Origin of the sequence: Alkalihalophilus lindianensis, from assembly GCF_032843265.1 — a bacterium.
Taxonomy (GTDB): domain Bacteria; phylum Bacillota; class Bacilli; order Bacillales; family Bacillaceae_D; genus Alkalihalophilus; species Alkalihalophilus lindianensis.
Genome location: NZ_JAWJBA010000001.1, coordinates 189,483 through 202,880 on the forward strand (window position 1 = coordinate 189,483; position 13,398 = coordinate 202,880).

15 protein-coding genes are annotated in these 13,398 nt (G+C 40.6%); 7 read left to right on the forward strand and 8 right to left on the reverse strand.

Annotation, left to right across the window (positions count from 1 at the left end; translation table 11 throughout):
- Nucleotides 1–174: 174 nt before the first annotated feature.
- Nucleotides 175–792 (reverse strand): signal peptidase I, encoded by a 618-nt coding sequence (gene lepB, locus RYX56_RS01080; protein WP_317120292.1) that lies wholly within the window; start codon nt 790–792, stop codon nt 175–177.
- A gap of 106 nt (nt 793–898) precedes the next feature.
- Between lepB and RYX56_RS01085 the strand changes: the two genes are divergently transcribed.
- Nucleotides 899–1,069, forward strand: a complete 171-nt coding sequence (locus RYX56_RS01085; RefSeq protein WP_317120293.1) for a hypothetical protein — start codon at nt 899–901, stop codon at nt 1,067–1,069.
- A 106-nt stretch (nt 1,070–1,175) separates the two neighbouring features.
- Here RYX56_RS01085 and RYX56_RS01090 read toward each other — a convergent pair whose 3' ends face one another.
- The 7 genes from RYX56_RS01090 to RYX56_RS01120 form a co-directional block, all read right to left on the reverse strand.
- Nucleotides 1,176–2,735 (reverse strand): sensor domain-containing diguanylate cyclase, encoded by a 1,560-nt coding sequence (locus RYX56_RS01090; RefSeq protein WP_317120294.1) that lies wholly within the window; start codon nt 2,733–2,735, stop codon nt 1,176–1,178.
- A 106-nt stretch (nt 2,736–2,841) separates the two neighbouring features.
- Nucleotides 2,842–3,648, reverse strand: coding sequence for an SDR family NAD(P)-dependent oxidoreductase (locus tag RYX56_RS01095; protein ID WP_317120295.1), 807 nt, complete (start codon nt 3,646–3,648; stop codon nt 2,842–2,844).
- Nucleotides 3,645–4,031: a MaoC family dehydratase gene (locus RYX56_RS01100; protein ID WP_317120296.1), complete on the reverse strand. Its 387-nt coding sequence runs from the start codon at nt 4,029–4,031 to the stop codon at nt 3,645–3,647. The genes RYX56_RS01095 and RYX56_RS01100 overlap by 4 nt, the downstream gene beginning before the upstream one ends.
- Nucleotides 4,024–4,470: an FAS1-like dehydratase domain-containing protein gene (locus tag RYX56_RS01105; protein ID WP_317120297.1), complete on the reverse strand. Its 447-nt coding sequence runs from the start codon at nt 4,468–4,470 to the stop codon at nt 4,024–4,026. The genes RYX56_RS01100 and RYX56_RS01105 overlap by 8 nt, the downstream gene beginning before the upstream one ends.
- Nucleotides 4,471–4,482: 12 nt before the next feature.
- Nucleotides 4,483–5,628: a thiolase family protein gene (locus RYX56_RS01110; RefSeq protein WP_317120298.1), complete on the reverse strand. Its 1,146-nt coding sequence runs from the start codon at nt 5,626–5,628 to the stop codon at nt 4,483–4,485.
- A 5-nt stretch (nt 5,629–5,633) separates the two neighbouring features.
- On the reverse strand, nt 5,634–7,106 hold the full coding sequence (locus tag RYX56_RS01115) for an AMP-binding protein (protein ID WP_317120299.1): 1,473 nt from the start codon (nt 7,104–7,106) through the stop codon (nt 5,634–5,636).
- Nucleotides 7,107–7,166: 60 nt separating this feature from the next.
- Entirely contained in the window at nt 7,167–7,742 is a 576-nt protein-coding gene (locus RYX56_RS01120) for a biotin transporter BioY (RefSeq protein WP_317120300.1), read from the reverse strand.
- 268 nt (nt 7,743–8,010) lie between these two features.
- Between RYX56_RS01120 and RYX56_RS01125 the strand changes: the two genes are divergently transcribed.
- From RYX56_RS01125 to RYX56_RS01150, 6 genes are all read left to right on the forward strand, one after another.
- A complete protein-coding gene (locus tag RYX56_RS01125; protein WP_317120301.1) occupies nt 8,011–8,118 on the forward strand; it encodes a putative holin-like toxin in 108 nt (35 codons plus the stop codon).
- Nucleotides 8,119–8,505: 387 nt separating this feature from the next.
- Nucleotides 8,506–9,897: a M28 family peptidase gene (locus RYX56_RS01130; RefSeq protein WP_317120302.1), complete on the forward strand. Its 1,392-nt coding sequence runs from the start codon at nt 8,506–8,508 to the stop codon at nt 9,895–9,897.
- A gap of 316 nt (nt 9,898–10,213) precedes the next feature.
- Nucleotides 10,214–10,492 carry a YwqI/YxiC family protein gene (locus RYX56_RS01135; protein WP_317120303.1) on the forward strand — a complete coding sequence of 93 codons (279 nt, stop codon included), beginning with the start codon at nt 10,214–10,216 and terminating at the stop codon, nt 10,490–10,492.
- Between the two features lie 3 nt (nt 10,493–10,495).
- The gene (locus tag RYX56_RS01140; protein ID WP_317120304.1) at nt 10,496–11,926 is read left to right on the forward strand and encodes an LXG domain-containing protein; all 1,431 of its coding nucleotides are present in this window, start codon (nt 10,496–10,498) and stop codon (nt 11,924–11,926) included.
- Nucleotides 11,927–11,938: 12 nt separating this feature from the next.
- Nucleotides 11,939–12,274 (forward strand): hypothetical protein, encoded by a 336-nt coding sequence (locus tag RYX56_RS01145; protein ID WP_317120305.1) that lies wholly within the window; start codon nt 11,939–11,941, stop codon nt 12,272–12,274.
- A 329-nt stretch (nt 12,275–12,603) separates the two neighbouring features.
- A complete protein-coding gene (locus RYX56_RS01150) occupies nt 12,604–13,395 on the forward strand; it encodes a YfjC family protein (RefSeq protein WP_317120306.1) in 792 nt (263 codons plus the stop codon).
- The last annotated feature ends 3 nt before the right edge of the window (nt 13,396–13,398 follow it).

Sequence of the window (13,398 nt, forward strand, 5' to 3'; positions counted from 1 at the left end):
TACTGGAATCTTTTAATGACTCCAACTCTCCTGCTTTGTCTCTTACAAGCTTGAACAAGTGAATCATCTCCTTTCACTAATCCAGCTATTATACGAGCTGTTTAACGATTGTCTCACAAATTTCAACAATAAGATACAGTAAAAGCTAAAATAAGTAGGTTATTACACATTTGCCTAAAAAGTCTCTGCTCGATGAAAGGGATAAAAGCGAGCAACAACCTTTCCGGTCACATGATCGATCGGAACAGGTCCGATATCACGGCTATCTGTGCTGCCATTACGATTATCTCCCATTACAAATACATGACCTTCAGGGATTTCGATTTCTTCGAAGTCTAGATAAATCGATTCCTTAATGTACTCTTCGTCCAATTTAACCCCGTTTCGATAAACAGAACCACCATTAATGGCAATGCGATCACCAGGTTCTCCGACAATTCGCTTTACCCAGTTATGTCTAGATCGTTCCTCGACATCAATGAATGCAGCAATCATCGGACTTTCGATAAAGGAATCGGCCAATGTCCGTTCATCCTCGACGCGGCTATCAATGATGACGATATCTCCTATTTCAGGTTCTTGTCCAAGTAAATACATCGTTTTGAAGGCAAATACTCGGTCACCTGCTTGTTGTGGATTAAAGTGATCGAGTCCTTGAAGAGTAGGCTCCATCGAACTACCATCTACCGTAAAAGGTTGAATAACGAATACGCTAAGGCAAACAGCTAGGACTAATGCCAGAATAATGGCCTTTATCCAGCTGAAAAATTCAATAAATAAGTTTTTGAACATGGTGTATCAGCATCCTTTAAGTAAATGTCCTCTTTTTATATTGTAATCGAACTCACTATATTTTGTAAGTTTAAATGTGCTAAAGTGAGAAAGATGGGGTGAAGAGATGAATCGCAATCAAGTATCAATTTTATTTTTTGTAGGAGCATTTGTAGCCGTTGTGATGGCTAGTGTATCTTATATTGTATCTGATTTAAAACTTGTGGAATCCGTTATGATAGCTTGTTTATCAGCCGTTGTAGGCGGTGTGCTCGGATATTATTTATTTGCTAGGTGAAGAGGGATGTTTTCTTTCGGAGAGCCATTAAAAGGTCGATCTGTAATAAGGATTTTTAAGAGAGGAAAAAAAGACGCTCTAGCCAAGGTGAGATGCACTTCAAAGGTTAGGACGTCTTTTTTGTCATGGCGACTTCACAGCGATTACGACCTGACTGTTTGGCGCGATAAAGCGCTTCGTCAACCCGCTGCATAAAAGTGGTAAGGTTTTCCGAGTCATTTCTGTAGCAACCGACCCCAGCTGAAAATGTGATCTTTTTACCAGACGGAGCAATCATATTAGCTAATGTGTACTTAAGTCGATGTGCCAGCTTTAAGGCTTCATCGACAGTAGCTTCGGGAAGGAGGATCATAAATTCTTCCCCTCCATAACGTGCGAATAAATTGTTTTCTCCAACAACCTTGCCCAAGGCTTCCCCGAAGAAGATGAGAATCTCGTCGCCCATTTGATGACCATACGTGTCATTAACCATTTTAAAGTAATCAATGTCGAGGATAATCATTGAAAAGAAAGGTTTCTCTTCTATCCAACTTTGGAGGGTAGTATCAATGTACCTTCTATTAGGCAGCCCGGTTAACGGGTCAGTTTGTGAATCTTTCATCACAGTTTGAAGTTGATCTTCTTGGGCATCGATGTATGTTTGGATCGTCTGATTGAGCTGAGTGGCTTCAAAGTACCAAGTAGAAATCGAAGGACGTTCTTTTGGTATTTTCTGGTTTTTTAGCATGTACGTTTGTAATGCTAACTGTCGCAGCGGAGAAGCGATTCGCTCGGCAAAAATAATGGATAATAAAACAGTAAAAAAGATAAAGGGGATTGAATACAACACCATATTACGGATCGTATCCCAAACCGGCTGAATACTGACATCATATGGAGTTTGGGAGACAATACCCCAGTTGCTTGTCGGGATATGAGAAAAGCCGGCGAGCATATCTTTCTCTTTTGTATTGGTAACCTGAAGAGTTCCGCTTTCACCATTCATTAATTTTTGCACGACAGGATTCTCTTGGGCATTTTCTCCGATTCTGCTACGCTCTGGGTGATAAATAATGACCCCATTATGATCAACAACATACACATAAGAGCCATCTTGTGAAAAATGTTCACCTAGGATTGATTCTATGATGTTGCTTTCTTGTAAGTAAACGGTTCCTGCAAGCATTCCCTCATAGGTTCCTGATTCTGTCCATATAGGACTTGAGATCAAGAGGATTTTTCGACCAATGGCTGCATCGTATAATTCAGAAATGACTGTTTCTTGTTTTTCAAGTGCTTCATTGATCCCAATAGAGTGGACATGATACCCTACCACATCCAAATCAGGAGCAGAGGTAATCACTTTGGCTTCTTTATCTACAATAGCAATCGAATTAAAGTAGTGACTACTTCGCAAAAACTGATCAAGAGAAGTTCTAAGTGCTTCCTGATTATCTAGTAAGGCCGCCATATCAAGGGCACGATTCTCTAAGCTTTCTTCCATTGCCTGTAAGGACTGGTCGGTAACTTGAGCAAGCTTTTCAGAATAAACACGATTAATTTCTTTTGTATGGGTAATTAAATTATTTTTTGATACATAGTAGCCGGCAAATAATGTGCTGGCAATCATGCCAAGGATCGTAAATGTGATAAGCAATAAGATCCAAAATCTCAAACTCATATTCATAATGGTACCTCATGTAATAGGATACAAAACGGTTGATTACTGTCTTGCTATGACTAACGTATCATGATTTTAGCCAGATTCCTACCATTAATTACAAGCGAAAGTCTTAACTGTTTATAAAATCAGCTAGTTCCATTTCTTCGGGTACTGAAGGTTGCCAGCGAACCACTTTATCTCCGTTTACCCCAAAGATTTCACCAGACTTTGAAAACTGTGGTTTTGTGAAAAGGGTGGTTACAAATCTTGCCACATCATCTGTAGAGCCGACTTCCCAATAAGAGGGAAGTTCCATCCCTTGTTCAGCTGCTTTTTTTCGAGCGCGGGTAATATGAGGTTCGGTCATCGACGTAAGGGCTGCCGGTGCAACTGCATTGACTTTGATATGATGTCGCGCTAACTCTTTGGCTAGTGTCCAAGTCATCCCGTTGATTGCGGACTTTGCCGCACTGTAATTCAATTGTCCAATTGTGCCGGTCAATCCGGCGGTTGAAGTCATATTAAGGATTTGTCCACCAGTCTCTTGCTTGATCACTTGTCGAATAAAAGCTCTCGTGCAGTAAAAGGTCCCATTTACATGAACGCTGATCACACTTTGAAACTCGTCATCTGACATTTTATAAGACATTCGATCATGCGTATTGCCAGCGTTATTGATTAAAATGGTCACTTTTCCAAATCTTTCTATGGCTGTATGGACCAGCTCTTCTCCTGTATGTGGTTCATTAACAGGAGAGGCAAGTCCGACTGCTCGTCCACCAAGTTCATTGATTTCCTCTACCACTTTCGAAACGTCAGCTTCCTTTCTACCATTTATGATCACGCCCGTTCCATTTGCCGCTAGCTGTCTCGCTAAGCTATAGCCAATGCCGCGCGTCGATCCAGTAATAATCGCCACTTGGTCTTGGAGGTTCATCGGGCATGCACCTCAAGTGAAATCTGCCCTTTGATAATTGTTTCGCCGTGTTGATTCTCGCCAGTAAAAACGATGGAAGTCGTTTGGTCAGTTATAGTCGCAGTGCCTTTAATTCTGAGGGAGTCTCCAACTAACAGTGGTTGGATAAATGAAGTTTCATAGCTTTTCACTAAATGAGTAGAGATCCAAGGTGATACTAGATTTGTACTGACTCCCATCGTGAACATTCCATGTGCAATTTGTTTAGGGAAGCCGGCATCTTGGGCTGCTTTTAGATCAAAGTGAATAGGGTTGTAATCATTTGATACAAGCCCGTAAGCCTCCAGTTGCTGTTGGGTGATTTCCTTGATGTGAATCTCTTCAAGTGAGGGTTGGTTAAGCATCGTCTTCACTTCCTTTTGGTAAAATGACGAGCGTAGAAAGGGCGCTCGCATGAACCACGCCGTTATAGTGAATTGATAGTTCGTGTTCAGCGATTTGCATCGGACCTCGTTTGTTCACTTTTGTTTTTAGGGAAAGTAATTGAATGCTGCATTGATATGTTCGGTTGGCAATCAGTGGTTGGTCATAGGAGAAAGCTTGCTTGCCGTGAACCAATACCCCCACATCATCTAACCAAGGCACCTCGAGATATTGCCAGAAAATAAATGGCATGGTAGGAGGAGCCGGGATGTCCTCATAGGATGCTTGTTTTGCAGCTTCTACCTTTGTATATAATTCGTTTTCGTTACAAATCGCGTCTGCATACGATTTAATCATTTCTCTTGTTAAGGTGATCTCGATCGGCTTTGTTTGTGAGTGGAGCCATTTTTCTGTAATCATCTCATTTCCTCCCTATTCGATTAATTCAACTAATGTAGCTAATCCGAGTCCGCCGCCAATGCCCAAAGTAGCGATTCCTCGTTTATAACGTTTTTCTTTCATCTGACTGAACAAACGTGTGATTAAAATTGCCCCGGATGCTCCGTATGGGTGCCCAAATGCGAGTGCACCGCCTTGTTGATTAACTTTTTCAAGGGGGATATTTAATTCTTGTAAGCTCGCAAGTACCTGCGAGGCAAACGCTTCATTAAATTCAATGAGATCAATCTCCTCCATTGTAAGCTGAGTGCGTTCTAGAAGTTTCGTTATAGCAGGGATAGGACCAATTCCGAGATAATGAGGGTCAACGCCTGCACTTGTTGTATCGATTACTCGTAATACGGGTGTTAAGCCAAGTTCCACGCATTTTTCTTCTGACATCATTAATACAACAGACGCTCCGTCATTCATGGGACAAGCATTCCCAGCTGTTACGGTGCCACCTTCTTTAAAAACGGGAGGGAGGCTGCTTAGTTTTTCCATCGATGTAGTAGGGCGTGGACATTCATCTCTAACTCGATCCCTTACAGCTACAATTTCTTCGTTAAAGTGACCCTGTTCCATCGACTGTACCGCTTTTTTATGACTCCAATACGCATACTCATCTTGCATCGCTCGAGTGATCGCGTACTTAGCTGCTACATTTTCAGCAGCCACACCCATATCCGGATCTCCTATGTCTTCTGGAGAGAAGCGTGCTCGTTGAAAGAGTTGCGGGCCACTAGGGTGGTGAAGCGTAGGAGGCTTTGCTAGTTTCCAAGGAGCAAGACTCGTGCTTTCCACACCACCTGCAAAATAGATCTCACCTGCTCCTGCTTGAATCAGTCTAGCTGCTAAGTTAATTGCTTCAAGTCCTGAGCCGCATTGACGGTCGACTGTCACTCCTGGCACGGACATAGGCAGTCCTGCTGTGAGTGCGGAAAGTCTCGCAAGGTTACCACCCGGTCCGACAGCATTGCCAAGGATCACTTCATCAATGGCTTCGACAGGAAGGGGATGGTCTTGAATGACTTGTTTAATAAGCGGGGCAACTAAGTGCTCAGGAGGAATCTCTTTAAACATCCCGCCAAGCTTTCCGATTGCCGTTCGTTTTGCTGATACGATCACAGCATGTCTCAATCTCTTCACTTCCTTTGCGTCTCTCGTTGTTGGAATTGCTCCATCACCTGTCTTCGCGCAATTTTCCCACTCGAAGTATAAGGGAAGAATGGTACTTCTATAAATTGACGAGGACATTTATACGTTGCTAAATGTGTTTTGCAATGCTGCTTCAATTGTTCTTCAGTTAATTGCATACCGTTACGCCAAGAGAGGATGGCAACTAGCTTTTCTCCCCAGTAATCATCAAGGAGGCCAATGACGATCACTTCATGAATCTCCTCTAGGGAAGAGAGTACTTGTTCTACTTCTTCAGGGTAGACGTTTAATCCTCCAGTAATGAGTTTATTTTTGTCACGACCTACTAATGTAATAAAGCCCTCCTCATCCACGTATCCAATATCACCAACTGTAGCCCATCCATTAGAAAATACTTCTTTAGTCGCTTCTGGTTGATTGAGATAGCCACTAAATAGGTGAGGGCTTCGCACATAAAGCATTCCTATTTCATTAGGAAGAGCTTCTGTCTGATCTCCTCTTTTTATAGACACCTCAACCCCTGGAAAAGGACGGCCGACTGATTCGGGTTTTACTTGGTTCGCCTTTGGATCAAGCACGCTCACAAAGCTGAGCTCAGAGGCACCGTAAAATTCAAAGACATCGGCATTCGGCATAATCGTTGCGGCTTTCTCCTTCAAATGAGGCTCCCATTTTGCTCCTGCAGAAATGACTCTATTTAATGAAAGTGTTTGTTGCAGCTCTTCAAACTGTTCCGCTAAAGCTTGAAACATCGTCGGAACAAGAAAGAGGGTTGTGATGTTGCTTGTGCATAATTGCTCATACACCATTCTCTCATTGAATTTTTTTGTGATGTGCAGTGTTGCACCGATATGTAAGGCATGTATGGCTGCATATAAAAAATGTGAATGGACAAGTGGACCAGGGGAGGAGATGACCTCACTAGAACTTAGGTTAAAGACTTGATTAGTTCCATTGAAGCTCTCGTACCAGGAATCATGCGTCCGTAAATACCCTTTTGGCTTACCGGTCGTACCGGAAGTGTAACCAATATAGAATAAAGAATCTTCACCAACCACAGGACCTTTTACAGTTGTATGTGAGTGTTTGATGAGATCCTCTAGGTAAGCTGTGGGATAGGTAGCTGAGAACTCTCTTATTCCATTCGAAATGATTAAATCAGGTTTGCAGTCATTCAAAATATGATCGACTTCCAGGTCACTCCATTTAGGGTCAAGTGGAATCGCTATAGCACCAATACCTGTGATTGCCAGGAAGGTAGCTAAAAAGGTAGCATCGTTTTGAACATGCATGGCTATTCTCTTTTTTATAGGGTTCTCTAGTGTACACAATACATTTTGTTGGATAGTTAAAATGAGTTGTTGGAAATCTTGGTAGCTAAGGTCAGCGCCGTCACAATGGATCGCTATTCTTTCGGGGAATGTAGCTGCTGTATGTTTGATTGTGTCGCCAATGATCATGATGTCCTCTCCTTTTCAAAAAGAAAGGGAATCCACCTTAATGGACCCCCTTTTCTCGTATTATGCAACTTTTGTTAATGTTGATTCTTTTGTTTTCTTGGTGATCAGAGGGTAGGCTTTCTTCAGTTGCATCGCAATCACACCAGCTAATACAGCTTTTGCAAGGTCACCTGGAATGTAGATAAGCGCTTGAAAGGCAGCTGTTGTCCAAGGAAGGCCCGTCATAAAGGATAAGTATGTCACTCCACCTGCGTAGACTACGATAATACCACCAACGATATTAAATAAGATAAATCGTCCGATATTCATTTTGTGCCAGTATTTCTCAACTAGAAATCCGATGATAAAAGCGGCGATCGGCCAGCTTAAAATGTAGCCACCACCTGGTCCAAGTAAGACGCCGATGCCTCCACGACCACCTGCTAGTAATGGCACCCCCATTGCTACAAGTGAAACAAAGACAACTAAGCTCATCCCGCCATATTTCGCTCCGAGAACAGCCCCTGCAAGCATCACACCAGCTGTTTGAGCCGTGATAGGAACAGGCGAGATTGGTAAGACAATCGGAGGGAGAATACCAAGAGCTCCAATCAAGGCAGCAAATAATGCCGCATACAACATCTGTTTTAAATTCATCTACGTCACCATTTTCTGAATAATATAAATGCTATGTATGAAGTTAGTATAAGGCGCAGAAAGAGGTATGTCAACTGATGTTTGATAGGTGTTTACAATCAGTCTTTAAAAGAGATTGGAGTTCACCTTCCTCTAGCTTTTGATCAAAAAGACCTAGCGAATGAATAGAAACGAACCTAGTAATAAGAACGTATGTTTGGTATAATAGCATTAGCAACTACTAGCAAGGTGGCGGCTGAACTCCCGTGGAGAGGGGGTGAGGCTTATTTTGACGATCTATGAAGCATTAAGTTTACTGGCCCAATTCTCAAGCATTCTTCTCGCCACATTAGCACTGACGGTCAGTATCATTGTGAGTCAACAAAAAAAGAAATAGCTACCCTGCCGCCAAGTAAGGTGAGCTATTTCTATGGCAATATCCAATTGGTCAGCTGCGCAAGGCAGCAAGTAGTTGCTAAGGCTGAGTGTAGATCACACTCAGTCTTTTTTTGGGTTGGTTTGATTTTTATATCTTCATTATACATGAGTGGACAAGGGTTAAGCAAAGGAAAATGAGGTGGAAAATAAGTGAATTAATATTATAAAGTTTAATTTAATGGATAGGTGATTCACCTAGGTCATTGTTATATTCTTTTCTTTAGCGTAACGAAATAAACTGGTAATAGGACCTAATTAAAGAAAGGAATATATTCCCTTATGTAATAGTCTGAAATATTGTACGATTCAGAATGTAAACTATTACTCTACTTGGAGGGAAATGTAAATGAAAAAGGCTATTCTATCTATTGCTCTCGTAACCTCACTAACACTTAGCTCAGTCGGTGTACAAGCTTTCGCTAGTCCCGCAGTTACGACTCAATCTGGGGTTCATAATGTATTAGATAACCGTGTAATCAACAAAATTAATGTCGAGAATATCTATAATACGATTGATTATCTCCAACAATCACCTCGTGTGGCAGCAACTGAAGAAGAGTATCAAGCTGTACTCTACATTAAAGAGCAATTTGAAGCGTATGGATATGAAGCAGAGATTCAGCCTTTTGAATTTTTTGGATTTACAGCTCCTCACACAGTGGATTTAATGGTAAATGGGACAAGCTTAACTCCTAATTCCTTTACATACACAGCAAGTGGAGAAGTGAATGCTGAACTTGAATATGTTGGATTAGGTCGTCCGCTAGAACTTGAGGGTAAGGATCTGGAAGGGAAAATTGCCATAATTCAGCGCGGTGAAATTAGTTTTGGTGATAAGGTATTAAATGCAGCGAGAGCGGGTGCGGCAGGGGTTATCATTTTTAATAATACAACTGGTGCATTAAATGGAACTCTTGGTGGTGCGAATGACGAATTTGTACCTGTTGTTTCGATCTCTCAAGCAGAAGGAACTGCATTAGTGAGTCAATTAGAAGGTGGCGAGTCGGTAGAAGCTTCTCTTACAGTACTTGGGGCAGAATCTGGATTACGTACGTCAAATAATGTGATTGCATCAAAAAAAGCCACAAACAAAAACAAAGATAATGGCAATGTGATTGTGGTTAGCTCCCATCATGACTCGGTACCAGGTGCTCCTGGAGCAAATGATAATGCTTCTGGAACAGCAATGGTACTAGAGTTAGCCAGAGCAATGAAGAATTTACCAACAGATACAGAGATTCGCTTTGCTACCTTTGGAGCGGAAGAGCTTGGACTAATTGGCTCTAGACATTATGTGAATACACTTCCAGAAAGTGAACTCAATCGAATTGCAGCCAACTTTAACTTAGATATGGTTGGGAGTAAGGATGCAGGAGATCTAGTGATGCGTACAGTGAACGGTCAACCGAATCTAGTAACGGAATTAGCACAATCTTCTAGCCTTCGTTTAAATGGAGCACCAACACCATTTTCACAAGGTGGAAGTAGTGATCACGTTCCATTCGGTGAAAAAGGTGTTCCAGCGGCTTTATTTATTCATAGTCCACTAGAGCCTTGGTACCACACACCAGAAGATACGATTGATAAAATCAGCAAAGAAAAACTTGAAGATGTCGCTCAAATTGTTGGAACGGCCATTTATGACTATGCAAGCTTTGACAATATGGGACCAAAACCTAAAAAAGGTAAGCCTCAATCAGTAGATACACATATGTACTTTGAAGAAGATGTACAATAACGAGCAAGCAAAACCAACCTCAAGCGGTTGGTTTTTTTGCGTTTAAATTCCTGACTGATAAGAATTGGAAATTTATTTTGTATTTTTATGGTAGAAAAAAAGAATTATTGGGTAAGAAGTAATTAGAGACAAAAGTCACCGATTTAATAAAGTATACTTAATATTTTGGTAAATTAGTCTTGTGAATCATAAGGGATGTAAGTCGAAGCTGGACATAATAGCACCCTAAGTATGGTTTTCATTTCCAATTAGATCTTTTAAAATGATAAATGTACTTATAAATCGTGGTGTGACAATGATAAAGGAGGACATTGGAGTGAGTGAAGAAATTAGCTTGAAGCCTCAACGAGTCAGAAGTAGAATGGATCGTTTATCCACTCGCTTAGATGCCGTCGTACCCGAATACAATGTATCATTTGATGGACGGACGGAACTTGATACCTTAAAAGAAGCGGAACAAAATATGCAAGCAATGGAGGCACTACTTCAATCCTATAAAGCCCTCTTGCAAAAGAATGTTGAACAAGTCTATCGAGTGGTGGATCAATACGAAGAAGCAGACCAAACTGTCTCGAGTCAAATTAAAGGGGGTTAGTCTATGAAAGTCTTAGATGCTAATGCTACCATCGAAAGCCTGCAATTATTAATTCAACAAGTTCAAGACCAGCAAGAGCAGTTAGGACCTGTTGAAGGCTGGCTCCAACATGAAACGACTTTCTTAAATGTCGAAGCTAAATTTAACGGAAGAACAGCGATTAATATCATTAATTACTTCACCTATTGTCATGGTCCTTTTGTAAAACTTCTTCGCACCGTACTCTCTGAATTTGAGAACACGCTTCAAGATACTTTAGATAAATTGAATACGTATTTTGAGAGTGACGAGCTTATTCGCGAAGACTTTTTACAAGATGGCGTTCATGGAAAGATTGAAAACTTAAAAGCTACCATGGTTAGTCTTGGTGAAGAGGTTAATAGCATAACTTCTATGTACAAGGATATCGTATATTTGCCCACTTTTAATTATAATGGAGTCATGGATGGGCTCTCTAATTCAAAAGCAAAGGTAGACTCCACGATTGAAAAGATTCATGAATTTGATGAAGAACAAATAACTAGTATGCAATATGTCGGGCAAGACATTACTCTTCTTCAAAACTACGTCACGAGTTTAGAAGAAATGTTTGTCAGTCAATCCATTTCAATTGAAAACTTCAGCAAGAGTATGATGAAGGACAACGATGATTTTAGAGAGGTGAAAAATACGCAAAATGTGCGTGAAGCGGACCAAGTATTCTCATTTGTAGGAGATAGCTCTACTTTATTTGGGTATGGTGACTCCGCATTTTTTGCGGGCCAAAATGTATTAGCTGCTACTTCAATTGGAATTGGTACTTATGCAGATATGACGAAGAATGGAAAGGCACCTTTACCTACTAGTCAATCAGCTCCAACATCCACTCCTTCAAAAAACAATTCCTTTCTTGATAAAACGAAGCAAGTAGCTGCCTCAGCTAAAAATAAAGCTGGAGTAGCCCTTCATAACGCAATGGCGAGTGAAAGAGCTCAAAATTTCGCTCGTACATTTAGTAAATATGAAATCGAGAAACATGCAGCGAAATTTGTTGACAATAAGTATACAAGGGCAGCTGGACCTGTAGGGTGGGGACTGACTATTGTAGGGAACTTTAGTGAATTCACGAATAGTGATAATCGTGATAAAACGGGTCTCGAAAAAACAGCTAGATTTGCCAGTGGTACATTAGTAGAAGCCGGTGGAGCAGCAGGAGGTGCGGCAGTTGGTGCAAAGGCTGGTGCGGCGCTTGGAACATTAATTGCTCCAGGAATAGGAACAGTAGCTGGTGGATTAATTGGTGGCGCAATTGGAGGTCTTGGCGGCGCATATGCTGGTAGTAAACTTTCAGAAAATGTGAAGGATCTAGCGGAATCTGGAACAAAGAAAGTTGTTGAGGTAGGAACAAATATTAAAAATAAAGTAACAAACTCTGTATCAAGTTGGTTTAAGTAGGAGGATCATTAGGTGGTTGTTTTTATACTGTTTTTAATTTTTATGTTTATTTTAATTGTACAGTTTGGAATGAGCTTGTTTGCCGCTTTATTTGGCAATCGTGTCATTTCTTTCATGGAGTTCACATACACTACAAATCCTGAAACAGGTTACGATCGATTTATGAACGGTGTGTTTTATGCACTTTATGGCGTACCTCATTTTTTTTATAAGAAGTTTATGATTAAACATTCTTACGGGAAAGCAAGAGTCTTATTTTTTATTTGGATGCTTGGATTTTTTATTGTTTTCTGTATTCTTGCAGGGACTGCTTCCATTCTAGCTGAGCGTTATTCTTACTTTCTTTAATACTAACTCGTAATGGAACAGACATACACTAAAAGTCCCAAAACTATATACGAGAAACTGATGAATATAGTTTTTTATGCACTATATGGTATTCCTCACTCTTTCTATACAAAATTAATGATACTGCTCCCTTATTGGTAAGCCAGAATCGTTTTTCTTATATGGTCTGTGGTTTTTGTGTTTTTAAGCTTGGTACTACTGGTAATCTATGATCTCATATTAGATTGGTTGGGAATTAATTTTTGTATTTACTTTAATTTATTTTATTAACCAAACATTGGAGGTTCTACTTATAGATTCCATAATAAAGTGAAAGTTGAGGTGTGAGAATGAACACGGTCTTAAAATGCACAACTGAAGAACTGATGCTACTTGTTAACTTATGTGGTTACCCAGATGTGGCAAAAGGGATTGGAGAGAGTTCTCTAGGAGAGAAGTCAGAGGATGCTTGGGAGGCAGTTTATGAAGGGGCTGCTCATCAGCTCATGCTCAAAGAGGTTTGGGATGTGCAAAAAGCTGCAGAGAATGAAGTGCCGTTAAATAAGGAATTGCAAACATTTATTCATCACTATGTTCAATCACAAAACATCATCCGTTCTGCTAATGTCACAACGAATGAAACATTACTCTTTCATGAAATGCCGAATGATAAATGGCTCATGCACCATGTTATAGCTGACCTGATTCATGAGTTCTTTTTTGTCGAGGAAAGTGATATAGAGAAACATATCTTACCTTTTAGTCGCTACAATCAAGTCGAAGGTGAAGCCCTCTCATCTTTTACGCTCACGGATCATCAATTTGATCTTCTTAGTAAAAAAGAGAATCTTAAAGAGGTGAGAAGTCTTGCCAAGTTGAAGAAGGAGGAAGAAGCTGCTTTTGATTTATTTGTTCATTCGATAAAAATAAATGACTGGTCTCTTCATAATAGCAGTCTCCTAAAAGTTGATGCTGAAGCTGGTGAAAGTTCGATAGAGGAAATTATGTTTCATGTACCATCGGAGTATGGAATCTGGGTGTTGAACTATGATGAGGACCTTGTTGTACATGCTTCAAATGTGAGTGCAAGTGAATTTATGAGCATGATTCGTAGTAGGTTACTATTAAAACAAGAGGCGTAGGAG

Excerpts from the sequence above, each read along its gene's own strand:
- lepB (WP_317120292.1), bottom strand. The coding sequence starts at position 792 with ATGTTCAAAAACTTATTTATTGAATTTTTCAGCTGGATAAAGGCCATT.
- RYX56_RS01085 (WP_317120293.1), top strand. The coding sequence starts at position 899 with ATGAATCGCAATCAAGTATCAATTTTATTTTTTGTAGGAGCATTTGTA.
- RYX56_RS01090 (WP_317120294.1), bottom strand. The coding sequence starts at position 2,735 with ATGAATATGAGTTTGAGATTTTGGATCTTATTGCTTATCACATTTACG.
- RYX56_RS01095 (WP_317120295.1), bottom strand. The coding sequence starts at position 3,648 with ATGAACCTCCAAGACCAAGTGGCGATTATTACTGGATCGACGCGCGGC.
- RYX56_RS01100 (WP_317120296.1), bottom strand. The coding sequence starts at position 4,031 with ATGCTTAACCAACCCTCACTTGAAGAGATTCACATCAAGGAAATCACC.
- RYX56_RS01105 (WP_317120297.1), bottom strand. The coding sequence starts at position 4,470 with ATGATTACAGAAAAATGGCTCCACTCACAAACAAAGCCGATCGAGATC.
- RYX56_RS01115 (WP_317120299.1), bottom strand. The coding sequence starts at position 7,106 with ATGATCATTGGCGACACAATCAAACATACAGCAGCTACATTCCCCGAA.
- RYX56_RS01120 (WP_317120300.1), bottom strand. The coding sequence starts at position 7,742 with ATGAATTTAAAACAGATGTTGTATGCGGCATTATTTGCTGCCTTGATT.
- RYX56_RS01130 (WP_317120302.1), top strand. The coding sequence starts at position 8,506 with ATGAAAAAGGCTATTCTATCTATTGCTCTCGTAACCTCACTAACACTT.
- RYX56_RS01140 (WP_317120304.1), top strand. The coding sequence starts at position 10,496 with ATGAAAGTCTTAGATGCTAATGCTACCATCGAAAGCCTGCAATTATTA.
- RYX56_RS01150 (WP_317120306.1), top strand. The coding sequence starts at position 12,604 with ATGAACACGGTCTTAAAATGCACAACTGAAGAACTGATGCTACTTGTT.